17 protein-coding genes and 3 pseudogenes are annotated in these 24,147 nt (G+C 71.9%); 8 read left to right on the top strand and 12 right to left on the bottom strand.

Annotated elements, in window-relative coordinates; translation table 11 throughout:
* Nucleotides 1-683 precede the first annotated feature (683 nt).
* Nucleotides 684-4,427 (bottom strand): S8 family peptidase, encoded by a 3,744-nt coding sequence (locus MDN94_RS19735; protein ID WP_482727214.1) that lies wholly within the window; start codon nt 4,425-4,427, stop codon nt 684-686.
* Nucleotides 4,428-4,613: 186 nt separating this feature from the next.
* Here MDN94_RS19735 and MDN94_RS19730 point away from each other — a divergent pair, with 186 nt between their 5' ends.
* From MDN94_RS19730 to MDN94_RS19720, 3 genes are all read left to right on the top strand, one after another.
* Nucleotides 4,614-5,606, top strand: a complete 993-nt coding sequence (locus MDN94_RS19730; RefSeq protein WP_482727213.1) for a helix-turn-helix domain-containing protein — start codon at nt 4,614-4,616, stop codon at nt 5,604-5,606.
* Between the two features lie 17 nt (nt 5,607-5,623).
* Complete coding sequence (locus MDN94_RS19725; protein ID WP_482727212.1) at nt 5,624-6,109, top strand: DUF456 domain-containing protein; 486 nt, start codon at nt 5,624-5,626, stop codon at nt 6,107-6,109.
* Nucleotides 6,110-6,557: 448 nt separating this feature from the next.
* Nucleotides 6,558-7,775: an IS110 family RNA-guided transposase gene (locus MDN94_RS19720; protein ID WP_482727211.1), complete on the top strand. Its 1,218-nt coding sequence runs from the start codon at nt 6,558-6,560 to the stop codon at nt 7,773-7,775.
* Nucleotides 7,776-8,131: 356 nt separating this feature from the next.
* On the opposite strand, the gene rsgA is transcribed toward MDN94_RS19720, so the two are convergent.
* Nucleotides 8,132-9,250 carry a ribosome small subunit-dependent GTPase A gene (rsgA, locus tag MDN94_RS19715; protein ID WP_482727210.1) on the bottom strand — a complete coding sequence of 373 codons (1,119 nt, stop codon included), beginning with the start codon at nt 9,248-9,250 and terminating at the stop codon, nt 8,132-8,134.
* Between the two features lie 442 nt (nt 9,251-9,692).
* Between rsgA and MDN94_RS19710 the strand changes: the two genes are divergently transcribed.
* Complete coding sequence (locus tag MDN94_RS19710; RefSeq protein WP_482727209.1) at nt 9,693-10,313, top strand: LysE family translocator; 621 nt, start codon at nt 9,693-9,695, stop codon at nt 10,311-10,313.
* On the opposite strand, the gene MDN94_RS19705 is transcribed toward MDN94_RS19710, so the two are convergent.
* Nucleotides 10,303-11,349, bottom strand: coding sequence for a PHP domain-containing protein (locus MDN94_RS19705; RefSeq protein WP_482727208.1), 1,047 nt, complete (start codon nt 11,347-11,349; stop codon nt 10,303-10,305). The two genes, MDN94_RS19710 and MDN94_RS19705, sit on opposite strands and share 11 nt — an antisense overlap.
* Before the next feature lie 334 nt (nt 11,350-11,683).
* Here MDN94_RS19705 and MDN94_RS19700 point away from each other — a divergent pair, with 334 nt between their 5' ends.
* The gene (locus MDN94_RS19700; RefSeq protein ID WP_482727207.1) at nt 11,684-12,121 is read left to right on the top strand and encodes a subtilase-type protease inhibitor; all 438 of its coding nucleotides are present in this window, start codon (nt 11,684-11,686) and stop codon (nt 12,119-12,121) included.
* 44 nt (nt 12,122-12,165) lie between these two features.
* Here MDN94_RS19700 and MDN94_RS19695 read toward each other — a convergent pair whose 3' ends face one another.
* The 3 genes and pseudogenes from MDN94_RS19695 to MDN94_RS19685 form a co-directional block, all read right to left on the bottom strand.
* On the bottom strand, nt 12,166-12,951 hold the full coding sequence (locus MDN94_RS19695; RefSeq protein WP_482727206.1) for a hypothetical protein: 786 nt from the start codon (nt 12,949-12,951) through the stop codon (nt 12,166-12,168).
* Complete coding sequence (locus MDN94_RS19690; protein WP_482727205.1) at nt 12,951-14,225, bottom strand: VWA domain-containing protein; 1,275 nt, start codon at nt 14,223-14,225, stop codon at nt 12,951-12,953. Before MDN94_RS19690 ends, MDN94_RS19695 begins: the two co-directional genes overlap by 1 nt.
* A 154-nt stretch (nt 14,226-14,379) precedes the next feature.
* A pseudogene (locus MDN94_RS19685) lies at nt 14,380-15,022 on the bottom strand (zinc-binding dehydrogenase); the annotation flags it as partial.
* Between the two features lie 226 nt (nt 15,023-15,248).
* Between MDN94_RS19685 and MDN94_RS19680 the strand changes: the two are divergent.
* The 3 genes and pseudogenes from MDN94_RS19680 to MDN94_RS19670 form a co-directional block, all read left to right on the top strand.
* Nucleotides 15,249-15,350 (top strand): annotated as a pseudogene (locus MDN94_RS19680) (transcriptional regulator); the annotation flags it as partial.
* A pseudogene (locus MDN94_RS19675) lies at nt 15,320-15,412 on the top strand (MmyB family transcriptional regulator); the annotation flags it as partial. The pseudogenes MDN94_RS19680 and MDN94_RS19675, both read left to right, overlap by 31 nt.
* A 61-nt stretch (nt 15,413-15,473) precedes the next feature.
* Nucleotides 15,474-16,199: an SDR family NAD(P)-dependent oxidoreductase gene (locus MDN94_RS19670; RefSeq protein WP_482727204.1), complete on the top strand. Its 726-nt coding sequence runs from the start codon at nt 15,474-15,476 to the stop codon at nt 16,197-16,199.
* Between the two features lie 165 nt (nt 16,200-16,364).
* Here the strand turns inward: MDN94_RS19670 and MDN94_RS19665 are convergent, their stop codons facing one another.
* The 6 genes from MDN94_RS19665 to MDN94_RS19640 all read right to left on the bottom strand — a co-directional run bounded on the left by MDN94_RS19665 (nt 16,365) and on the right by MDN94_RS19640 (nt 23,989).
* Nucleotides 16,365-17,582, bottom strand: coding sequence for a cation:proton antiporter (locus MDN94_RS19665; RefSeq protein ID WP_482727203.1), 1,218 nt, complete (start codon nt 17,580-17,582; stop codon nt 16,365-16,367).
* Nucleotides 17,583-17,588: 6 nt separating this feature from the next.
* Nucleotides 17,589-18,074, bottom strand: a complete 486-nt coding sequence (locus MDN94_RS19660) for a cation:proton antiporter regulatory subunit (RefSeq protein WP_482727202.1) — start codon at nt 18,072-18,074, stop codon at nt 17,589-17,591.
* A 611-nt stretch (nt 18,075-18,685) separates the two neighbouring features.
* Nucleotides 18,686-20,608 (bottom strand): NAD-binding protein, encoded by a 1,923-nt coding sequence (locus MDN94_RS19655; RefSeq protein ID WP_482728184.1) that lies wholly within the window; start codon nt 20,606-20,608, stop codon nt 18,686-18,688.
* A 107-nt stretch (nt 20,609-20,715) separates the two neighbouring features.
* On the bottom strand, nt 20,716-21,699 hold the full coding sequence (locus tag MDN94_RS19650) for a hypothetical protein (protein WP_482727201.1): 984 nt from the start codon (nt 21,697-21,699) through the stop codon (nt 20,716-20,718).
* A gap of 191 nt (nt 21,700-21,890) precedes the next feature.
* Nucleotides 21,891-22,943: an alcohol dehydrogenase catalytic domain-containing protein gene (locus MDN94_RS19645; RefSeq protein WP_482727200.1), complete on the bottom strand. Its 1,053-nt coding sequence runs from the start codon at nt 22,941-22,943 to the stop codon at nt 21,891-21,893.
* Nucleotides 22,940-23,989 carry an NADP-dependent oxidoreductase gene (locus MDN94_RS19640; RefSeq protein ID WP_482727199.1) on the bottom strand — a complete coding sequence of 350 codons (1,050 nt, stop codon included), beginning with the start codon at nt 23,987-23,989 and terminating at the stop codon, nt 22,940-22,942. Before MDN94_RS19640 ends, MDN94_RS19645 begins: the two co-directional genes overlap by 4 nt.
* Nucleotides 23,990-24,147: the final 158 nt, after the last annotated feature.

Genomic DNA, 24,147 nt, shown 5'->3' with positions numbered 1-24,147 from the left:
GGTCGGTCCGGCGCCTCGCGGGTGGCCCGTGGCGGACGGGCGGCACGGAGCCGCCGGCCCCGGCCGCGTCCCCGGGCGGGCCCGCCACGGGGGCAGGCGGTGCGAAGGCATCTGGCGGCTCGTCACGCACGAAGCCGTCAGGGACCACGCCACCCGGCGGCCGCTCAGCCTTCGCAGGAACCGCGCCGGGTAAGCGCGTCGCCGGGGCGGGTGGCGGGAGATCCGCCCCCTGCGGCCCGTCCCCGACGCCGGGTCCGCGCGGTGCGGGAGACGGCGGAGGGCCCGGCGGACGGGCGGGGACCGGTGGGGCCCCGGCCGCGGGGCCGTCGCCGCGGACGTCCCGCTCCCCCACGCGCCCCGCGGGCGGTGGCGGCGGGCGGTCCCACCACGCGTGCGGACGCGCGGTCACCGTGCCCGATGCCGAGTCGAAGCGGTCGTCCAGAGAATCGGCGGACGCGGTCGGGCGGCCGGTGTCCGGGGCGGAGTCGTCGTACAGCCGGCTCCACCAGTCGTCTTCGGTGGTAGGCCTGTTGGGCCTGTCCCCCTGCTCACTCATGCCCTTATTGTCGACCGCACCCAGGGCCAGAAAACGGGCATTGGCGAAAAGACACCCGTCAAAGGTCCGCCGGGCGGCCCAACCCCCCACGGGAAGGACGCCCGGCGGACCGGTCGTGATCGGCGCGTCAGCGCACCGCGTAGGCGTCGACCACGAGCTGGGTGACGGAATTGCCGTGGGCGTCCGTCAGTTCGGATCTCAACGTGACCGCCTTGCCGGACCCGCCCGCGTGGTTCACGGTCGCGTTCCAGGTGCCGTCGCCCTGTCGTCCGGTGGCCGCCTCGGTCCAGGTCTGCCCGCCGTCGTACGAATACGACAGCTTCGCGCTGGTGAGCGCGCCGGGCCGGTAACCGGCGTGCCCCGTGGCGCTCAGGCCGATCCGCAGGCCCTCGCTCGCGGCGACGGTCTTGAGGCCGTCCTCGGGGAGTTCGTAGTCCGGGAAGAGGAGCGGGATGCCCTGGGAGTACACGTTCTCGTCGAGCTTCGAACGGAACTTCCAGGTCGTCTCCAGTCGGGTGGACCGCTTCCAGACCGCGGCCGGCGAGCCGATCTTCATCGTCATCAGGGTCAGTTCGTAGGCGGCGTCGCCGGCGGGGACCTCGAAGACACCGAACGGGTACGGGCTCCGGCCGATCTCCTCGCCGTCGCGGACGAGGCGGGTGTTGCCGATGTCGCCGAACGACCCGGCCGATCCCACATGTTCGCTGTCACGCCAGAAAGCGGGGGCCACACCGATGAGATTGCCCTGACGCTCGGCCGCGAGGCCCTGCTCGCCCGACGCGTCGAGGGGTGCGGCCGGGGCGAGCACGCCGCCGTACCAGCTCTCCTCGCGCCGTTCGCCGGGCTCGTACGTGCGGGCCGGGGCGGACATGAGCTCGCCCCAGGGGAAGCTGGAGGAGACGTGGTGTTCCCACCGCGTGTCACCAGGGGTGTAGAACTCGGCGCGCTCGCCGGGCGCCGGCACCAGGTCGACGCCGGAGACGGACGCCTGGATGCCGCTGGGACTGCGCGCGACGACGACGTCCCGGTAGTCGGCGGCGACGCCCATCGCGCGGTACGTGGTGTCGTTCCTGGCGAGCTTCGTGTCGCGGACCCGGTAGGTGCGCTCGGAGGCGACGGGGCCGCGCTCGGGGAAGCTCAGGTTGTAGACGTACGGGCTCTTGGCGGTGGCCTTCCAGCGCAGCGAGACCGGGCCGGCCGCCAGTCGCTCGAGCAGGAGTCGCGCCTCCGCGGCCTCGATGCCGATGACCGGGTGCGGGGCGGTGCCGAAGCCGGTGGAGGGCAGATACACGCCGGGCGCGTCGCGGTGCACGACGACGGCGAGCGCGCCGGCCGCCTTGGCGTTGCGCGCCGCGATCGCGGCGCCCGTCCCGCCGTCGGGGACGTGCACGAGGGCGAACTTGCCCTTGACGTCCGCCGCTTGCAGTTCCGCCGGCGTGCCGGTGCCCGAGTCGACGATGTCCGCGGTGCCGGTGCCGTCGAGGTTGACCGATCCGACGCTCGCGGCGACGGCACGCAGTCGCGGGCCGCCCTCGACGGTGAGCTCCTCGATCAGCGGGGCGTAGGCGCGCCAATAGCTGGCGAACTCGAAGTCACCTTCCTTCGCCCGGCCTTGGACATCGGCGTAGAAGCCGGTGACCGTACGGCCGCCACTGATCGTGCCGGAGTGCAGCCAGGTGTCGTCCCAGCCGCGGGCGAAGCCGAGTGTTCCGACGCGGACCTCGGAGCCGCGGTCGGTCTCGATGCTCAGCCGGTGCGCCTTGCGCGCGTCGAGCACGACGGTCGTGTCCTTCGTCAGTTCGATCTCGGGGCGGCCGAGGTAACTGACGGTGCCGTCGCCGGACGTGACGAACGAGGAGAGGAAGTACGAGCCGGGACGGAGCCGGTAGACCTGGTCGGCGGCGCCGTCGTTGAAGCGGCGTTCACCGGTCGCGTCGTCGGTGCCGATGACGTCCAGTGAGGACGATCCGGCCGCGGGCTCGCCCTCGCGGTCGACGAGCTTGACGCGCAGGCTCACCGTTTCCGGCTGCACGTACAGCGAGAACGGCGTGGAGACGGTGACGTCGCCACCGGTGGCGACGACGCGGCCGGTGATGTCCCCGTACTGGGCGCGGTCGATGGGCGCCGACGGGTCCAGGGTCAGGGGGACCTTGACGGTCGCGCCGGCGGGGACGGTCACGGCACGCGCGCCGAGCCCGGCGATGCCGGAGCGCACGGGCGAGCCGTCGTTGCCGGTCACCTTCCGCACGGCCAACTCGAGGCGCACGGACTTGTCGCCGCTGTTGGTGTAGGGGATCTGGACGGTGGTCCGGTCGTTGTCGTCCTGCGGCCAGTTGAACGTGCCGCCCTGGACGGCGGGCGCTCCGGTCACGGTCGTGTCGACGGCCGCCTTCACATCGAGCCGGCCACCGCCGGTCTCGCGTACGTCGCCGGGGACGGACGACTTGGCAGAGGACACCAGCGCGGCCTTGATCTGCTGCGCGGTCCAGTCGGGGTGGCGCTGCTTGACGACGGCGGCGGCACCGGCGACGTGCGGGGTGGCCATGGAGGTGCCGGACATCGGCCGGTACGCATATGGGCCCCGGCCGCCGGCCGCGGCGGCCGAGATCGCGACGCCGGGCGCGGCGATCTCGGGCTTCAGCGTGTGGGAGACGATCGCGGGTCCCCGGCTGGAGAACCGGGCCGTGCTGTCGTCGCGGTCGACGGCACCGACGGTGAGGACGCCGGGCACGCAGCCGGGCGACGAGACGGTGTTGTGCGAGGGGCCCGAGTTGCCGGCGGCAACGACGAACAACGTGCCCTCGGTGCGGGCGAGTTCCTCGGCCGCGGTGCTCATCGGGTCGGTGCAGTCGGTCGGCTGCGGGCTGCCGAGGCTCATGGAGACGACGTCGGCCTTCTGGTCGACGGCCCACTGCATGCCGGCGATGATCCAGGACTCCGCGCCGTTGCCGTAGTCGTTCAGAACCTTGCCGCTGAGCAGCTCGGCACCGGGGGCGACGCCCTTGTTCCTGCCGTCGCTCGCGGCACCGGAGCCGCCGACGGTGGAGAGCGTGTGGGTGCCGTGCCCATGGTTGTCGCCGGCGGTGTCGGAGTCGGTGAAGTTCTCCACGGCGCTCACCCGGCCCTTGAGGTCGGGGTGTTCGGCGTCGACGCCGGTGTCGAGCACGGCGACCTTGGTTCCCTTGCCGTCGTATCCGGCGGCCCGGGCCAGATCGGCCGCGACCTGCTGTGTGGAGCGGTCGAGGGTGGCTTCGACCTTGCGGTCCAGCCACAGCTTCTTCAGTCCGGCGGCCGCCCGGGAGCGGGTGTTCGTGACGTCCGCCCAGAAGTCGGCAGCCTGCTTCTTGTCCGTCTTGAGGGCGACTCCGCCGACGGCTTCCAGTACGAGCCCGCGCTTCGCGCCGCGCGGGACGGCCGGGACCGAGCGGGCCACGTCGCCGCCGTAGGTGGCGATCAGCGGCAGTGCCGAGGTGTGCGCGTCGTCGTAGCCCTGGCGGACCAGCCCGGTGACGTTGAAAAGTTGCTCGTCGACGGTGCCGGCCGCCAACGCGGCGGCGGCGTCCTCCGGGTAGACGTACAGGTCCTGTCCCGAGCGTCGGGTCTGCGTCGTGGCCGTGGTGCCGTCGGGACGCGGCAGTACGGTGGCGGACGGCGCGCCTGAGGCGTCCCGGCCGACGAGGACGCGGTCCCCGGTCACGAGCGTTACCGTGACCGGCCGCTCCCCCTGCCGTGCGGCGGCCTCGCTGCCCACCAGCGGTCTCTTCTCGGTCGCCCCGTCCTGCGGCCCCGCGGCCGCCGACGGTGCGATCGCCGTGACGGCCAGCGCGGCGGCTGTTGCCGCCGCCAGTGCCGTACGCGATATCGGACGCATCGCTCTCCCCATCTGAATCCGGCCACAAAAGGGCGCAAAGGCCCCGCTGCCGGAGGCTGTTGGTGCTGCGGTGGCGGCCACATTGGCAGAGCGGCGGCCGATGCGGGGATGATGTCCGAGGCGGGTTCACGCCGTGGCCGATTTCCGCCACGGCGGCCGACAGGCGCACGTCCGGGGAGGGGTTCCGTGCTGGGAGCGATAGGGCTCGACGAAAGACAGGAGTCGGCATACCGCGCGCTGGTGGCGCTGGGGGCTGCCGAGATCTCCGACCTCGCGCACCGGCTGGCGATGCCGGAGCCGGACACGGAGCGGGCCCTGCGCCGGCTGGAGCAGCAGGGGCTGGCCGCGCAGTCGTCCGCGCGCACCGGCCGCTGGGTGGCGGCGCCGCCCGGTGTGGCGCTCGGCGCCCTGCTGACGCAGCAGCGGCACGAACTGGAGCAGGCGGAACTGGCGGCGGCGCTGCTTGCCGAGGAGTACCGGGCGGAGTCCGACGAGCCGGCGGTCCACGACCTCGTCGAGGTGGTGACGGGGGCGAGTGCCGTGGTGCACCGCTTCGGGCAGCTTCAGCTCGGCGCGACGCAGGAGGTCTGCGCTCTGGTCACCGGCAACCCCATCGCCATCAGTGGCATGGAGAACGACGCCGAGGAGAACGCCACGTCCAGGGGCGTTGCGTACCGGGTCGTCCTGGAGCGCGAGGTGCTGACGAAGCCCGACGGCATCACCGAGCTGTCGGCGGCCCTGAGCCGTGACGAACAGGTCCGGGTGGTCGACCGGGTGCCGACGAAGCTCGTCATCGCGGACCGCACCCTCGCGATGGTGCCCCTGACCGGCCGCGGCGCCGAGCCCGCCGCGCTCGTCGTCCACGCCAGCGGACTGCTGGAGTCCCTGATGGGCCTCTTCGAAGCGGTCTGGCGTGAGGCGCTCCCCCTGCGGCTGGGGGTGCGCGGGATCGAGGAGGACGTCTCCGGCCCGGACACCACGGACCTGGAGATCCTCTCGCTCCTCCTGGCCGGCATGACCGACGCGAGCGTCGCCAAGCAGCTGGACCTGGGGCTGCGGACCGTGCAGCGCCGGGTCAAGGGGCTGATGGAACTCACCGGCGTGACCACCCGCCTCCAGCTGGGCTGGCACGCCTACGCGAAGGGCTGGGTGGCGCGCGACCTGCACGACCGTCCCTGATCCTGCACGCTTGGCATGTGGGCGTATGGCAGCTCCTCATGGTCGGCGGGGTGATGCTGCTGGGTCTCCTCGGGGTGATCGTTCCGGGCGTCCCGGGGCCGTGGCTGGTGTGGGCCGCCGTGCTCTGGTGGGCCCTGCACGTAAAGACGGGCCTGGCGTGGTTCCTCCTCGTCGGCGCGACGGCGGTCCTGCTCGTCAACCAGGTCATCGTCTGGCTGCTGCCGAACCGCCGACTACGCGGCCTCGGCATCACCCGCCGGATGGCCGCGTCGGCGGGCCTCGGGGCGCTGGCCGGGTTCTTCCTGCTGCCCGTCATCGGAGCGGTGCCGGGCTTCGTGGGCGGCATCTACGGCTCGGAACGCCTCAGGCTGGGCGGCCACGGCCCCGCGATGGCCTCGACCCGTGCGGTGATGCGCGCGGCGGGCACGAGCATGCTGGTGGAGCTCATGGGGTGCTTGCTGGTGGTGGGTGCGTGGATGGGCGCGGTACTGGCCGGTGCCTAGCACCGGGGCCGGGCGCCCGCCCCCTTTCCCCTCGGCGGGGCCGGCGCGCTGCGCGGGGCCTTTCCCCACCCCGCCCCTGCCCGAGCCGGGGCAGACCCCGGACCCCACCGGGGCGGGAGGGGAAGTGTCGGCAGGGGCTGACCGGCCCCACCCCAGCACCGCAGCTCGACGCCGGGCCAGGCCTCCCCCGTTATGTTCTTCGCGGTCCTGCAAGAGGGCCGCTGGCCTCCGGGCCCGGCATGGCTGTGTCCCCCTGTCGAACGGATGACCTGGGGGGTGGTGTCACCGGGCCCGGGAGGTGCCGTCGGAGACGCTGATGAGAGGTCCGGCCACCACCCGGTCCGGCGCAACGCCGGACAGCTCGCGGGCGGCAGGTCTGCATAACGTGGATGCGCGCGTACGACACCACTGCCGAGGCCGGCACGTTCAACTCTCCTGGAAGGGCGCAATGTTCGACACCGAAGACGTGGGCGTGTTCCTGGGCCTGGACGTCGGCAAGAGCTCTCATCACGGGCACGGGCTGACTCCGGCCGGCAAGAAGGTCTTCGACAAGCAGCTGCCCAACAGCGAGCCGAAACTGCGGGCCGTGTTCGACAAACTGGCCGCGAAGTTCGGCACCGTTCTGGTGATCGTGGACCAGCCGGCCTCGATCGGAGCCCTCCCGCTCACGGTCGCCCGGGACGCAGGCTGCAAGGTCGCCTACCTGCCTGGACTCGCGATGCGGCGGATCGCCGACCTGTATCCGGGCGAGGCCAAGACCGATGCGAAGGACGCTGCGGTCATCGCGGATGCGGCCCGCACCATGCCGCACACTCTGCGCTCTCTGGAACTCACCGACGAGATCACCGCCGAGCTCACGGTCCTCGTCGGCTTCGACCAGGACCTCGCGGCCGAGGCTACCCGCACTTCCAACCGGATACGCGGCCTGCTCACCCAGTTCCACCCGTCGCTGGAGCGCGTTCTGGGCCCCCGCCTCGACCACCAGGCCGTCACCTGGCTGCTGGAGCGCTACGGCTCCCCGGCCGCACTGCGCAAAGCCGGCCGCCGCAGGCTCGTCGAGCTCATCCGGCCCAAGGCCCCGCGCATGGCCCAGCGGCTGATCGACGATGTCTTCGAGGCGTTGGACGAGCAGACCATCGTAGTCCCGGGGACCGGCACCCTCGACATCGTCGTGCCCTCCCTGGCCCGCTCGCTCGCCGCTGTCCACGAACAGCGCCGGGCCCTGGAAGCCCAGATCAACGCCCTGCTGGAGGCCCACCCTCTTTCCCCGGTCCTGACGTCGATGCCCGGCGTCGGCGTCAGGACCGCCGCCGTCCTGCTGGTCACCGTCGGCGACGGCACCAGCTTCCCGAGCGCCGCCCACCTGGCCTCCTACGCCGGACTCGCCCCGACCACGAAGTCGTCGGGGACCTCGATCCACGGCGAACACGCGCCCCGAGGCGGCAACCGCCAGCTCAAACGCGCCATGTTCCTCTCCGCCTTCGCCTGCATGAACGCCGATCCCGCCTCCCGCACCTACTACGACAAGCAACGCGCCCGCGGCAAAACCCACACCCAGGCACTCCTCCGCCTCGCCCGCCAACGCATCAGCGTCCTGTTCGCCATGCTCCGAGACGGCACCTTCTACGAATCCCGCACGCCCGCGGACGTCGAACTCGCCGCATGACCCCAGCAAGACCGAATCACCCCAAACCCGACAGGGGTGCCTTGACGAAGGACATAGAGGCACCCCCCCGGCCCCCGCAGCGCACGTGCGGGTGCGGACCCATGGGTGCTGACGCTCGCAGCCCTCTCCCGGAGAGGAAGGATTGGTGGGAGCCGACGCGCCCCCACTCCACCCATGACGGCACCGGACCGGGCCGGGGCACCCCCCTCAGAGGGACAAACCCGACCGGCCGAGCCGGGCCCGCGAGGGCCCACCCGTGCCGGACCCCGCCCCGCAGGGCGACAAGCCCACGGGCACGCCACCGACATGGCCCACGCCCCGCAGGGCGACACGCGCTGGACCGGGCTTCGCCCGGGTCAGCGGAGGCGCCCCCGTTTGGCCTCCATCGCCGCCTTCCCCTGCGCGCCCTTCAGTTTCCAGTCGCGCCGGATCTCCGCCCGCAGCCTCGCGTCCGTCTTGGCCACGATCCGCTGGTTCTCCCGGATCAGCTTGCGGTAGCTGTCGAGCCGCCGTTCCGACAGCGTGCCGTCCTCGATCGCGCCGAGCACCGCGCAGCCGGGCTCCGCCTCGTGTGCGCAGTCATGGAAGCGGCACTGCGCGGCGAGGTCCTCGATCTCGGAGAACACCTGCTGCACACCGGCTTCGGCGTCCCAGAGCCCGACGCCCCGCAGCCCCGGCGTGTCGATGAGGACTCCGCCGTCGGGCAGGACGAGCAGATTGCGGGTGGTGGTGGTGTGCCGGCCTTTGCCGTCGACGTCACGGGTGGCCTGGACGTCCATGACGTCCTCGCCCAGGAGTGCGTTGGCGAGAGTGGATTTACCGGCTCCGGAGACGCCGAGCAGCACGCTGGTGCCACCGGAGAGGATGGCGGTGAGGACCTCGACGCCTTCGCCTGTGGTGGAGCTGACGGGGACGACCTGGACTCCGGGCGCCGTGGTCTCGACGTCCTGTACGAGGTAGGACAGCCCGGTGACATCGGGGACGAGGTCGGCCTTGGTGAGGGCGACCAGCGGCTGCGCCCCGCTTTCCCACGCCAGGGCGAGGAAGCGTTCGATGCGGCCGAGGTCGAGTTCGACGGCGAGCGAGACGCAGATGACGATGTGGTCGATGTTGGTGGCGAGCACCTGGCCTTCCGACCGCTTGGACGACGTCGACCGCACGATGGCGGTGCGCCGCGGCAGGAGGGTCCGTACGAACCGGGGGTCGCCCTCGGGGTCGACGGCGACCCAGTCGCCGGTGCAGACGACCTCCATCGGGTCGCGGGGGGTGACGAATTCGGTGTCGGCGCGCAGCGGACCGCGCGGCGTGACGAGGTCGCACTGGCCGCGGTCGACGCGTACGACGCGGCCGGGCAGCAGGCCCTGGGCGGCGTACGGTGCGAAGTCGGCTTCCCAGGCGGGGTCCCACCCGTACGGGGCGAGCGTGTCCTGGGCGGCAGAGGTGGTGGAAGACGTGTGGGGCTGGGTGTTGAACAAGGGGAACCCTTCGAAGGGCGGCCCCGGCAGCGCGCGCTCCGCGCGCGGACGTCGAGTGGGTGTCAGCCGGAGGCCACAGGGGTGGAAACGATGATGAACCTCTGAACGCGGGCGGCGCCCGTCACGGTGACAGTCATCAATGTCCTCACCTCCTGCTCGTCTTCTTCTCGACGAACCAACGCTGTTCGGCCGGGTACGGCGCACTGCCGCGGCCCGGAACGAGCAGAACGATAGCGGCGCCCCGGGGCGGTGCGCCAGCCATTTTGTGCGACCCGTTCCGTGCGCCGGCTCACGGCGTCCGGCGGTCTCGGCTTCGAGGGCCGTCGGCCTTGTGCTTCGAGGTTCGTCGGCCTCGTCGCGTGGGTCGGAAATCGCCTTGACCGGCCGTTCGGACCGGCAGTTGGATCGGCGCAGTCACAGTGCGCCCATCACGGGGGAAGTTGTGTACGACATCTTGTTCTCGGGCGCGCTGGCCGGTCTCGGCATCGCCATGCCGGTCGGCGCCGTCACCGTCATGATCGTGACGCTTTCCGCGCAGACGTCGTTGCGTACGGGTCTCGCGGGGGCGATGGGGACGGCGACGGCCGACGGTCTGTACGCGTTGATCGCCGCGTTGACAGGCACGGCACTGGCCGGCCTGCTCCAGCCCGTCGCGCGGCCCATGCGGTGGACGGCAGCAATCGTGCTGCTCGTCCTCGCGGCGAAGGGACTGGCGGACGCCGTCCGCCGCTCGCTCGATCCCGGGCCGGTCCAGCGGGTGGAGGGAAGGCGGCCGCTCCACGCGTACTTGCAGTTTCTGGGGCTCACTGTCCTCAACCCGCTGACCATCGTCTATTTCTCCGCACTGGTGTTGGCGCTCCGCAACGACGACTGGCCTCCGACGGGCGGCTTGCTGTTCGTCGTCGCCGCGTTCGCCGCTTCGGCGGGCTGGCAGGCGCTGCTGGCCGTCGGCGGGGCGCTGGTCGGTCGTGTTCTCACCAGCGACAAGGGGCGTCTGGCCACAGCGCTGATCGGCAACGGGGTGATCGTCTTCCTGGCGGTCCGTCTGATGTTCAGCGGCTGACCCGGCCTGCGGCGGGCGGTCGTCCGGTCCGGGTCCACTCGAGGACCTCGTCCGCCGTCCAGGTGTTGATCACCCGCTCCGCCGGCACCCCGCACTCCTCGGCGCGGGCGCAGCCGATGATCTGCCAGTCGAGCTGTCCGGGCGCGTGGGCGTCGGTGTCGACGGTGAAGAGGACGCCCGTCGCGACGGCGTGGCGGAGCAGCCGGCGCGGCGGGTCGCGGCGTTCGGGGCGGCTGTTGATCTCCAGTGCGGTGCCGTGCTCGGCGCAGGCACCGAACACCTCGTCCGCGTCGAACTGCGACTCGGGCCGGGTGCCACGGCCGCCGGTGACGAGCCGTCCGGTGCAGTGGCCGAGGACGTCGGTGAGCGGGTTCTCGACGGCGCGGACCATCCGCCGGGTCATCGCGGCGGAGTCCATGCGGAGTTTGGAGTGGACGGACGCGACGACGAGGTCGAGGCGGTCCAGCAGTTCGGGATCCTGGTCGAGGCTGCCGTCGGGGAGGATGTCGCACTCGATGCCGGTGAGGAGCCTGAAGGGCGCCCACTGCTTGTTGAGTTCGGCGACGACGTCGAGTTGGGCGCGCAGCCGTTCCGCGGTGAGCCCTTTGGCAACGGTGAGCGTGGGCGAGTGGTCGGTGAGGACGGCCCATTCGTGGCCGATGGCGGCTGCCGCACGGCCCATCTCGTCGATGGGGCTGCCGCCGTCCGACCAGTCGGAGTGCAGGTGGCAGTCGCCGCGCAGTGCGGCGCGCAGTGCGCTGCCGCCGTCGGCGAGCGGCGCCCCGGCCTCTTCCTCGAGCCGCTGGAGATACGCGGGGGTTCCGCCGGCGAGGGCCTCCTCGATCACACGGGCGGTCTTGGGTCCGATTCCCTTGATCTTGACGAGCGTTCCGGCCTTGGCATGGCCGGCGATCTCCTGCGCGTCGAGTTCGGCGAGGGCCGCGGCGGCGGTGCGGAAGGCGCGGACGCGATAGGTCTCCGCGAGTGAGCGTTCCAGGAGGAAGGCCACCCTGTTCAGGGCCTCTACCGGTTCCATCGCCACCTCCCTGGGGTCCTCAGCTCAGTGAACCCCGATGCCGACGGCTCGTCCAACGCGGGAGCAACACAGGCACGAACATCGCCCTACCTTTCAATCAATGGTTCAAGAATTCTTAAGCCTTATATTCAATTACTCAACCACCTTGAACGTCTTTCTTCGGCCGATTCGGCGACCTACTGAACCGCTGGTCAGCATCACCCACCCGGTCACCGCCTGCCCTCCGGGCATCACCCGGCGTGACCGAAATCGTGCACAGGGCCAAGCGTTCTTCACCGCGGTGAGCAAGACTCCCGTCCGATTTCCGAAACAACGACCCCAAGGAGTGTTCGAAATGCGGTACATCGCCAGAGGCCTCGCGCTCGCAGCCACCACCACGCTGGCTCTCGTCGCGGCGCCCGCCGTGGGGAGCGCGAACTCCGCGCACCCCGGGCCGGAGAGGCTGTACCCGCCGTCGGCCCTCGTGCTGACCGTCACGACAGGGGAAGACGCGGCGGCCGGGACGGTGCTGCGCGCGGTGACGCTGAGCTGCACGCCCACGGCGACCGGCACCCATCCCGCCGCGAAGGCCGCCTGTGCGGAACTCCGCGCCGCGGAGGGCGCTTTCGACGCCATCACCACACGGGATCCGAGCGTCGTCTGCACCAAGCAGTGGGATCCGGTGACGGTGACCGTGGACGGCGTGTGGAACGGCACGCGCGTCGACTACGCCCACACCTTCGGCAATGCGTGCATCCGGAGCAGCGGCAGCGGCGTGCTCTTCGACTTCTGAGGCGGCCGGGCGGCCACGGCGGAACGCCGTGGCCGCCCGGGGACTCACACGCCCGGCGGCATCCGCGAGGGGCGGCCGGCACCCCGGGTGAGCACGTAACCGCCGACGCCCGCCAGCGCCGCGAGCAGACCGCCGGCGCCGGTCCAGATCCAGCGGTCGGACCACCGGCCGGACGACCAGTCCAGGGCCGCCTGTTCCTCGTTGCGCCGTTCGTCGGCGGAGACGCCCGGCACCAGCGGCTCGGCGAGCGCACCGTCGACCGCGTACGCCCCGCCCGCGGCCTTGGACACCGCTTCGATCTCCGCGGCGACGGGGAGGCCGAGATCCTCCTCCGGGAGACCGGTCACGGTCAGGCGTACGTAATAGCTGCCGGGCAGCGGGTCGTCGGCCCACGGCTCGGCCAGCGACCGGACGGTCCGCAGGGTGCACGACAGCTCCACCGACGTGGTGCCGGCGGCCGCCGTCCGGGCCTGCATGCCGTACGTGCAGGCCTGGCGGCGGCGCAGCCCGTCGTAGACGTCGATGCGCCACGTCGAGGCGCCGTGCCGTTCGGCCGACTCGGGCAGCGTGACCCGGGCCTTCACGGTGGGCTGCTGCTCCGCGTCCGCGGGGAACACCCAGTACAGGTAGTCGCCGCTCGACGCGTTCGCCGTGGCCTTCTGGTCCTGCTCGATCGGGGTGGCCGTACGGAAGGTGGTACCGGCCTCCGTGGGGGCCCGGTCGTCACTTTCGGGGCCGGGCGACGGGCTCTCCGCCAGGGCGGCGGCAGCCGGGCCGAACAGCGCGGCGGCGGTCAGTGCGCCGACCGTCAGTATGCGTGCGATACGCATCAGTTGGTCCTCCAGACGGCGATACGCCAGCGCGAGACCCAGCCCCAGAGCAGACCGGCCACGAAGCCGGCCAGGACCAGGACGCCCAGCAGCCACCAGCCGCGCCCGAGGCCGAACGCGGCCACGTCGGAGGCCGCTTCGGGTGCGTCGACCACGTCCACGGTGAGTTCCACGGGCAGTCCGGGCTCGGTCTTGACGGCGGGCGGCGCGGAGAAGGAGTTGCTCACCTGGAGGCACACGGTCTCCGCGGCGGGCTTGACGCCGTCGGCGTCCTCGAGCTCCGGCTTCGGGTAGCGAAGGCCGGTCGAGATCAGATCGGTACGGCCGTCGCCGGCCTCGGAGCCGCGGACTATCTCACGGCCGTGGACCGTGACGGCGCGCAGCAGCACCCCGTAGTCCTTGTTGACCGCGCGGTCGGCGCCGACGCTCACGGAGGCACGCAGCTCCTGGCCGGGCAGCACGTCCACCCGGTACCAGCGGTGCTCGCCGAACTTCTCCCGGTCCGTGTACAGCCCCGGCTCGAGCCGGGGCGCGTCGCGGCACTGCCCGGCGCCCTGCGTTGCGACGGGCGTGATCACCGGGTCGGCGGCCCGGTCGACCAACTGGCTCACCCGGTCGGAGAGTTCGTCGGTGTGCTGGACGGACGTGTACGTACCGCCGGTGGCCTCCGCGATACAGCTCAGCTGGGCGCGGGTCTTGGCGTCGGGCACGAGGCCGAGGGTGTCGATCACGAGGTGGATGCCCTTGGCCGCGATCTCCCGCGCGACCTCGCACGGATCGAGCGGTGCGCAGGTGTCCTCGCCGTCGGTGATGAGCACGATCCTTCGGGTCGCGTCACCGCCTTCCAGATCCTCCGCCGCACCCAGCAGCGCCGGGCCGATCGGTGTCCATCCGGTGGGCGCGAGGGTGGCGACGGCGGTCTTCGCCTCCGTCCGGTCGAGCGGCCCCACGGGGTAGAGCTGCCGGGTGTCCTTGCAACCGCGCTTGCGGTCGTCGCCCGGATAGTCGGCCCCGAGCGTGCGGATGCCGAGCCGCACGTCCTCCGGTACGGCGTCCAGCACCTCGTTGAAGGCCTGCTTCGCGGCGGCCATACGGCTCTTGCCGTCGATGTCGCGGGTGCGCATCGATCCGCTGACGTCGAGCACGAGCTCGACCTTGGGGGATTCCTTAGCCACCGGTTCGTCGGCGGCGGCGATCCCTGTCGGGAACAGCCCGGCGACCAGGACTGCGAGGAGCACGCAGATCCGGGCCGCGGGCCGTCTTCTTATGATCATCAGCGGATCGTATTGACGATCTCCAAAGGAACCAAAACGGGACGGTGTTGAGGCGGTGTGCGCGCCGGGCCCGACCGCGGGGCGCACGGCCTGGTCGGCGGCCCGCGGGATCGCGAGGGGGACGCGTGTGTCCCCCTGGGAGCGCGGCCTGGCGTCAGGGCTCGAGGAGTGCCTTGACGGCGCGGCGTTCATCCATGGCTTTGTGGCCCTCGGCGACCTGCTCCAGCGGCAGCGTGAGGTCGAAGACCCTGCCCGGGTCGATCCGGCCGCTCAGGACGCGCTCGATCAGGTCGGGCAGGTAGCGGCGTATGGGGGCGGACCGCCGCGCAGACCGACGTGGGAGAAGAACAGCTCCTGGCCGTCGACGGCGACCTCGTGCGGGACGCCGACGAAGCCGACGTTGCCGCCGGGACGCGCGGAGTACAGGGCCTGCTGCATGGCCTCGGCGGTGCCGACGCACTCCAGCACGCTGTCCGCTCCGATCCCGTCGGTGAGGTCCTTGATCCGGGCGACGCCCTCGTCGCCGCGCTCGGTGACGATGTCGGTGGCGCCGAACTCCCGGGCGAGCTCCTGACGGGACGCGTGGCGGCTCATCACGATGATCCGCTCCGCGCCCATCTCCTTGGCGGCGATCACCGCGCACAGCCGACCGCTCCGTCGCCGACCACCACGGCGGTGGAACCGGGCCGGACCTCGGCGGCGTCGGCCGCGTACCAGCCGGTGCCCATCACGTCGGAAACCGCCAGCAGGCCGGGCCTCAGCTCCTCGCCCGGCACCTCGTCGGTCGCGACCAGGGTCAGGCCCTTCGGCCCGCCGCAACCGTGTGCGGGTACGGACCGGGGACGCGTAAGGCCCCGTTGTCCTTCGCGTGCTGCCCGGGCCGGGTAACACCTCGGGGCGGCCGCGCCGCCCGGGAGTGCCCGCACTCCGGGTACCGCTCGTCCCTGCGGTGAGCGAGATACCGGCGAGAGGTGTATCGCCGGTACATCCCTTCCGCGGCGGGCAGGCCGTACGGTCGAAGACATGGACAACCGTGAGGAGGTCCGCGAGTTCCTCACCTCGCGGCGGGCGAAGATCACCCCGGAGCAGCTCGGGGCGTTCACGACGTCCGCCGCCACGGCACCGGCACCAAGCGGTTTCGCCATCCTTCGGTCGGCGCCCTCACACTCGCCTACGAATCCCTGGACCGAGTAGAAGGAGACAAGCCGTGCAGAAGGCAGCCGAGCACGAATACGCGGCGGTGCGGCGGTGAGCCGCATCCTGGTGACCGGCTCCACGGACGGCCTGGGCCGGGCCACCGCGGAGGCACTGCTGACCGCCGGGCACCAGGTGGTGGTACACGCCCGCAACCCTCAGCGGGCAACCGCTCTGCGGCCGCTGCTCGACCGCGGCGCGGACGCCGTCACCGGCGACCTCACCGAGCGTGACGCCGTACGGCGGATCGCCGCCGAGCTGAATGATGCCGACCCGCTGGACGCGGTCGTCCACAACGCCGGTGTATGGAGCGGGCGGGCCGTCATGCCGGTCAACATCATCGCCCCCTACCTGCTCACAGCCCTGCTGCCTGCGCCGTGCCGACTGGTGTACCTGAGCAGCGGGTCCCATTTCAGCGGGCGCCCGGCCGTGCGGGGAGTCGACTGGGCCGGCGACAGCGCGGGCTCCTACGCGGACAGCAAGCTGTTCGTCACCACGCTCGCCGCCGCGGTGGCCCGACTGCGTCCCGATGTGCGGAGCAATGCGGTCGACCCGGGCTGGGTGCCGACGAGGATGGGCGGTCCGGGCGCACCGGACGATCTCGAACTCGGGCATGTGACACAGGCGTGGCTCGCCACCGGCGACGAACCGGAGGCCCTGACCACGGGCGGCTACTGGTACCACCAGAAGCTCAGGCAGCCGCACCGCGCCGTCCATGACGAGGCATTCCAGGACCAGCTCCTCGAGGCACTGGCCGAGGAGACCGGCACGGCGCTGTGAACGGGGCGCGGTGATGCGGGCCGTTCCGGGTGCCCTCTTCGGACGCCCCGCAGGAGCGCCCCCGTGCCGGACCGGGCGCGGCCCAAGAGCGCCACGCCCGGCAGGGCGGCGCTGCCCGGGCCGGGTCGAACCGGGCCGGAGGGCATCACGCCCCCCGCGGCCCCGTCAGGTCGGGGTCGACGCCGTGTCGGCAGTTTCCAGTGGAACAGCCGGCTCCTTCGCCACCGGCGTCGCCGTCCGCAGGAAGCGACGCCCGATCGGCTCCGTCCACCGCGCCGTCAGCGGCCCGATGATCACAAGAATCAGGACGTACGCCGTGGCCAGCGGCCCGATCCGGGGCTCGACCCCGACCGCGAGGCCCGCGATGACGATGGAGAACTCACCGCGGGCGACCAGCGTGCCACCTGCTCGCAGCCGTCCGCGTGGCGCGATCCCCGCGCGACGGGCCGCGTACCAGCCAGTGGCGATCTTCGTGAGCGCGGTGACGACAGCCAGGATCAGCGCGGGGACGAGGACCGGCGGAATGTCCGCCGGGTCGGTCGACAGGCCGAAGAAGACGAAGAAGACCGCGGCGAACAGGTCCCGCAGCGGCGCGAGAAGGTTGTGCGCGCCTTCGGCGACCTCGCCGGACAGTGCGATGCCGACGAGGAACGCGCCGACGGCGGCGGACACCTGGAGCTCCTGCGCGATGCCGGCGACGAAAAGGGTCAGGCCGAGGACGACAAGCAGCAGCATCTCGGGGTTGTCGGAGGAGACGGCGCGGCTGATGAGCCGGCCGTGGCGCAGTGCGACATAGAGCACGATGCTGACCGTGCCGAGCGAGATGAGCAGGGTGAGGCTGCCGCCGGCGAGGCTGAGGCCGGCGAGCAGGGCGGTCAGCAGCGGCAGGTAGACGGCCATCGCGAGGTCCTCGATGACGAGGACGCCGAGTATGACGGGCGTTTCACGGTTGCCCAGCCTCCCGAGGTCGCCGAGGACCTTGGCGATGACGCCGGAGGACGATATCCAGGTGACGCCGGCGAGCGCGACGGCGGCCACCGGTCCCCAGCCGAGGATCAGCGCGGCCACCGCGCCGGGGAGGGCGTTGAGGACGAAGTCGACGATGCCGGAGGGGTACTGGGTCTTGAGGTTGGTGACGAGCTCGGAGGCGCTGTACTCGAGGCCGAGGAGCAGCAGCAGGAGGATGACGCCTATCTCGGCGCCGGTGGCGATGAACCCCTCGCTGGCGTTCATGGGCAGCAGCCCGCCGTGGCCGAAGGCGAGTCCGGCGAGCAGGTAGAGCGGGATGGGTGAGAACCCGATGCGTCCGGCAAGCCTGCCGAGCAGGCCCAGGGCAAGGATGATCGACCCGAGTTCGATGAGCAGCGCGGTGGTGTCGTGCACGGGTGGCTATCCTCCGGTGATCAGTTCGGCAACGGCGTCGACGCCTTCGCGGGTTCCGACGACGACGAGCGTGTCGCCGATGGCGAAGCGGAAGTCGGGCGTGGGCGAGGGGAACGCCGCGGTGCGACGCAGTACGGCGACGATGGACGCTCCTGTGCGGGTGCGCGCCCGGGTGTCGGCAAGCAGCCGGCCGGCGTACGGAGAGCGTTTCGTGACCGGGATGTGCTCCGTCACGAGGTCGATCTCGATGTGCTGGTGCAGGTGGGCGACGGGGTCGGGGACGAGCAGTTCGGACAGCGCGGTCGCTTCGTGCGGCGCGAGCGCGGCGGCGTCCTTGCAGTTGTCGTCGTCCTCGGGATCGTGGAAGGCGAGGATGCAGCGGCCGTCCTGGTGCACGACGACGGACAGGTGCGCGCCGGCGTCGGTCTTGAGGTCGTACCTCGTGCCCACTCCGGGCAGGGGCGTTTTGCTGACGTGAGCGGTGGGTTCCATGGCGGGCTCCGTACGGGCGGTCGTCGGACGATGTGCGGGCGGCTGTGCTGTCTGCTCCGGTGGTGCCGCTGGATGTCGCGGCGGCACCACCGGAAGAGGATTCCGGCTCAGCCGCCTCACACCGGCGCCGACCGGCCGTGGATCGGGTCGAAGGGTCGGTCAGGTGAGTCGGGCGGACATGGTGGGGCCCGGCCGTCGGTCGCCACGGGCGGGATCGGGAACGCCGTCCCGCGCTCGCGTGTCGATGCGCAGGCTTCCGGCGCGCGCGACTCCGTCGAGGCGCACGACGTCGGGGCGCACGACGTCGGGGCGCCGCGGACCACCGGGGCGCGGCCGACCACCGCAACACGCGAAGCAGAGGAGGCGCGGCGAACCACCAGGACAAGCCGCTCCGCCAAGGCTCGGCGTACGACCGGGACGGCGGGCACGGCTGCTGCGCGCGTGCGCCATCTCGTACCCCTCCGCCCGGCCGGCACCGCAGGTCGCCGGTGAACCCTCCTGCCACTGAAGCCCATTGCGCCGCTCAAGGAGCTTTGCAATGACCAGGTAAAGAATTCTACCGCAGAGCAATCAGACAGAATCAGACATCTACCCACATATAAAACACATTTCTAGTCACTCGTCCGCAACTGCGGCCGCCGTCCCAGGAGTTCGGCGGCGCCGCGACGCGTCGCCGCGACGACGACCCGGTCCTGGGCCCGTAGCACGTAGCCGGGATGGAGGTCCCACACCAGCCCGGTCGGGTTGCCTTCCCGGTCGCGGCGGGCGTTCGCCAGGTCGGGCTGCCGTTCGCCGGGGTCCGTCGCGTCGAGGGCGACGATCCGCCAGGCCCCGGGCCTGAACGCCTCCGCGACGGTGCGTCCCTCCAGTTGGGGGTGTCCGGCCACGTCGACGGCGGCGAAGAGCAGCACCTTGCGTTCCACGGGTACGGCGCCGAGGATCTGGCGTCCCATCATGGCGACGGCGAACGCGGGCGCTGCAAGCGTGGAGACGCTGCGGCTGCGGGTCAGGGCGTCGGGGTACGCGGCGCGCAGACTGCGGTAGACGGCGGTGGCGAAGTCGTCGTCGTAGATGCGCAACGCCACGCGGAGGTCGGGTTTGGCGGAGCGGGCGTAGAGCGCGGCCTCGAGGTTGGTGGTGTCGACGCTGGTCAGGGCGAGCAGTGCGTGCGCCCGGTGGATCTTGGCGGCTTCCAGGACGCCTTCCTCGGTCACGTCGCCCATGACGGTGGGCACCCGTAGCCGGCGGACGAGGGCGATGCCGCGTGCCTCGGGGTCCTCCTCGACGCAGACGACGGGGATGCCCAGTTCGCGCAGGCGCATCAGGACCCGCGTGCCGATCTTCCCCAGTCCCAGCAGGACGACGTGTCCGGACAGGCCGCGCGGCGGGCGGCGCAGAGCGGACGCGGTCCGGAAGGTACCGAGCGCCTCCAGTGCCGCCGCGACCGTCAGCGGCAGCAGCATCAGGCCGGCGAACCCGGTGAGGAGTTGCAGGATCTGCCGGTCGGCGTCGGCGCCGGCCGCGGGGTCGCCCATGGCGAACAGGTCCAGCAGCACGAGGTACATGGCGTGCAGCGGGTCGTCGCCGGTGGTGATCCACGAGGCGACGGCCAGGGCGACGACGGCGGCGCCGAGCCCGGCCAGCGACCAGCGCAGCCGCCGGGAGAAGAGCCGGCCGAGGGGGACGCTCCGGCCGGCGAGGGGGCCCGGTTCGCCGCCCCCCGCCCGGTGGGAGATGGCTTCGAGCACGACGGTGCCGCGTCCGGTGGCCTCGGCGACGCTTCGGTCGTCGGGCAGCAGGCGCGGTCCTTCCTGTCCGCTCCGGTCGGAACCCTCCGCGCCTGCGGGGTCGTTGGTGGTGGACGAGAGAAGGGCGAGCGTGCACAGGCCGGGGTCGGCGACCTCGCCGCGGGCCGGCGGGGTGCGTTCGACGGCCCTCAGCAGGAGACCGTCCGCCTGGACGATCTTGCTGGTGCCGGCGACGGCGGTCGCGGCCAGCGCGGGGGCCGCGGTGTCAGCGTCGGAGAGCACGGTGGTCGAGGCGTCGAGTGCCTGGCCGGCGAGGCCAGGGAGGGACAGCGCGGCGGCCTGGTCGAGGAGTTCGGCGAGGTGTTGGCCGAGCTTGCGGTTGTAGAGCCGGATCACCAGGCGCAGGTGGGGGTTGAGTCTGCGTGCGGCAAGGGCGGCGCGGATGTTCGTCTCGTCGTCGTCGTGGACGAGGGCCAGTGCGGCGGCCCGTCCGACGCCGGCTTCGAGGAGTACGTCCTCGTCGAGCTCCAGGGTCTCGAGGACCCTGGGCAGATCGGGCGGCGGGGTGTCGCCGGGAGCGGTGGGGGCGGTGGTGCCGACGGCCCTGGTCATGGCGGCGGACACCCGGCCGAGCAGCGCGGAGGCCCTGACCCGCCCGGGAAGGGGCAGTTCGGGGCTCCTGGAAGTCTGGGCGGCCGGCACGACGAGGGTGACCCGCTCGCCGTACACCTCGCGGAGTTCCCCGGCCAGCCGGTGGACGAGGGCGTCGTCCCCGCACACGATCATGTGGCCCTGGGCGGTGGGGTGTTGCGCCTGATGAGGGAGTGAGGAGGAGGACACACCTCATAGACTGCCCTGCTCCACCGGCCGGTTGCGCCTCGGGGTCCTCGGGCCTACTCGTGCGAGTGCCCGTCCCCGTTCCCGTCGCGGCTCTCCTGCGTGTTCTCCGGCGTGTCCTGCGTGCCGGTCCCCTGGTCGGGGGCGTCCGCCGTGACGACGGTGAACGCGGCGGTGCGGACCTTGCCTTCGTGCTTGAAGTCGAGGAACAGCCGGTACGCGCCGGGGCTCGGGGCCGTGGCAGTGAAGGCCACTTCCGGGCCGGGGCGGGTCGTGCCGTCACCGGGCTCGCCACCGGGATGGACGTGGAGGTAGGCGAGGTCGCCGGAGCGCAGCGCCACCAGGTGTCCGTACGCCCCGAGGTACGGCTCGAGGTCGGTGACGGGGCGTCCGTCGCGGGAGACGCTCAGCTTCAGCTCGCCGGCTTTCTCGGGGTGCAGTGCGCCGTCGAGGGTGACCGTGTAGCCGTCGACCTTCGCCACCTCGTTGGCCGCGGGCAGCGGGGCGGGCCGGTAGGCGCCGGAGACGGCGAGGTCCGCGCCGAGAGTGAGGTTCTTCGCGCCCTCGGCGGCCGGGGTGAAGTCGGCGAAGAGGCGGTAGTCCCCTGCCTTCGGCAGGTCTGCGGCGATGCTCCAAGTGCCGTCCGCGGCCCTGGTGGGGTGCAGATGGCGGTAGGTGCCGAGGTCGCGCGAGGCGAGGATGAGGTGGAGTTCCTTGTCGTGTTCGCGCTGGTATGCGGTGACGGGTCGGCCGTCGTCGTCGCGGACGGTGAAGCGCAGTTCACTGCTCCGTCCGGCGGGGACGCGCGGAGTGTCGAGGTCGAGGGTGTAGCCGCCTTCGGAGATCTGGAGCCCGCCGGCCGCGGAGGGTCCGTGGCCGCCCGGTTCCTCGGATGCCCGGGCGTCCGCCGGGTGCTCGGAATGCGCGGCGGGCTGGGGTGCCGCGTCGACGGGCGCGACCATGTTGCCCACTCCGTAGGCGGCTCCGAAGGAGGCGGCGAGCGCGGCGGCGAAGGCGGTGATCTTCATAGGTGTCTTCATGACGTCTCCTCGGGACTCATACCCGGCGGGGGTATGAGGCCCACATTAACAGATACCCATAGGGGGTATCCAGCGGACGAAAAAGGAGGCGCCCGCCTGACTCGGCGGGCGCCTCCTCGCAGGACGTCACCCCATGGGCAGCGGCGCCGCCGCGGGGCCGTGGACGGCCGGCGCGGGGGCGTCGGGAGCGATCAACGGGACGGATCGAGAACGATCTTGTGGACCCCGTCGGCGCGGCTGCTGTACAGCTTGTACGCCGCGGGCCCCTCGGAGAGCGCGAAGCGGTGCGAGACCACGGCTTCCGGGGTGATCCGGCCCGCCTGGGTGAGGGACATCAGGACCGGCAGCTCGTAGTGGACCGAGCACAGGCCGATGGCGAACTCCAGCTCCTTGACCTGGGCCAGCCCCATGTGGAAGGGGAAGGCCTCGCTCTGGCTGACTCCGACGACGCTGACGCGTCCTGCCTGCCGTACGGACTTGAGAGCGAGCTGGATGGAGGCGTCCGAGCCCACGGCCTCCACCACGGCGTCCGGTCCCCGCCCCCCGGTCATGTCGCGCACGGCCGCCCGGGCGTCCTCGTCCTCGACCGGCTCGACGCCCATCGTGGCGGCGAAGGCACGGCGCTCCGCGACCAGGTCCACACCCAGCACCCTGGCGGCGCCCATGGCGAACGCGGACTGGGCGGCCATCAGGCCCACCGGGCCGAGGCCGATGACGAGCACCGTCTCGCCGTGGCCGATGCGGGCGCGGCGGCAGCCGTACCAGGCGGTGGGCGCGTTGTCGGTGAGGACCACGGCGGCCTCGTCGGAGATGTCCTCCGGCAGGCGCACGAGGTTGACGTCGGCGTAGGGCACCGCGAGGGCCTCGGCCTGGCTGCCCGGGAGCTGCGGGCTCACGCCGTAGCAGAGGTCGGTCATGCTCTTGGCGCGCTCGCACCGGGCGGTGAACCCGGCCGCGCAGGTCGGGCACAGGGTGCAGCCGACCGACGCGGGAAGCATGACCCGGTCACCGGGCCTGAAGCGGCTGACCTGGTCACCGGTCTCGACGACCACGCCCACACACTCGTGTCCCGGGGTGTAGCCGACCTCCGGGCTGAACGGATTGCCGCCGTAGATGTGCAGATCGCTGCCGCAGATTCCGGCCGCGGTGACTTTGACGACCGCGTCCGTGGGGCTCGCCACGACCGGGTCGGGGACCTCCTCGTAGCGGATGTCATGACGGCCTTGGTAAGTCAGCGCCTTCACCGGCTCCCACCCTCCCCTATGGCTGTGCCTGTACCTTGCCCACCTGCGACCTCGAGAACCAGCTTTCCGTGGTTCGCACCGCGGAACAGCCGCATCAGGGTCTCCGGGAACGCCGCGACCCCTCCGGGCACCACGTCCTCCAGCGACGTGAGCCGGCCCTCCGCCCGCCACTCGGCGAGCTGCGCGACACCCTCCGCGTACCGGTCGGCGTAGTCGAACACCACCATGCCCGTCATGGAGGCGCGGTTGACCAGCAGCGACATGTAGTTGGCGGGACCCTGCGGCCGGGTGCTGTTGTACTGGGAGACCGCACCGCAGATGACGACGCGGGCCCCGCGCGCGAGCCGGAGCAGCACGGCGTCCAGGATGTCGCCGCCGACGTTGTCGAAGTACACGTCGACGCCGTCGGGGGCGTGTTCGCGCAGCGCCTTGCGGACGTCCTCGCTCTGGTAGTCGATCGCGGCGTCGAACCCGAACTCGTCGACCACCAGCCGGCACTTGCGCTCACCGCCGGCTATGCCGATGACCCGGCAGCCCAGGATCTTGGCGATCTGGCCGACGATGCTGCCGACGGCTCCGGCCGCACCGGAGACCACGACGGTCTGGCCCGGCTCGGGACGTCCGATGTCGATGAGGCCGAAGTAGGCCGTCAGGCCCGACATGCCGAGCGTGCCGAGATAGGTCGGCAGGGGCGCCGCGGCCGGGTCCACCTTGATGACGCCGCGCCCGTCGGAGAGGCAGAACTCCTGCACGCCGAACGTGCCGGACACATGGTCGCCCACGGCGAAGCCGGGATGCCTGGAGGCGGTCACCCGGCCCACCGCGCCGGCGCGCATCACCTCGCCGATCTCCACCGGGCGGATGTAGGACCGGCCGGCGTTCATCCAGCCGCGCATCGCCGGATCGATCGACAGGTACAGGACCTGTACCAGGAACTCCCCGTCGGCCGGCTCACCCACGGGCTCCTCGACGTGCTGCCAGTCGGTGTCGCGCGGCTCGCCCTCGGGGCGTGCGGCCAGGCGCACCTGGCGGTTGGCTGTGGTCATCTCCGGCTGCTCCTGCGTTCGCTGGTGAATCGGGCCGGCGGGCACAGCCGGCAGGCTGTTCGTCGCCGCGTACCGACGCACCACCGGCGCATACCGGCTAGTCGGTACGTCGCCGTGAGCGTACGGCCCCGCCCCGCCGGGGGCAAGAGCCGCCGGGT

It is taken from the genome of Streptomyces sp. WAC00040 (genome assembly GCF_056835925.1).
Note: the sequence above shows the minus strand (reverse complement) of the source record. Positions and strands in the feature narration are given on the sequence as shown.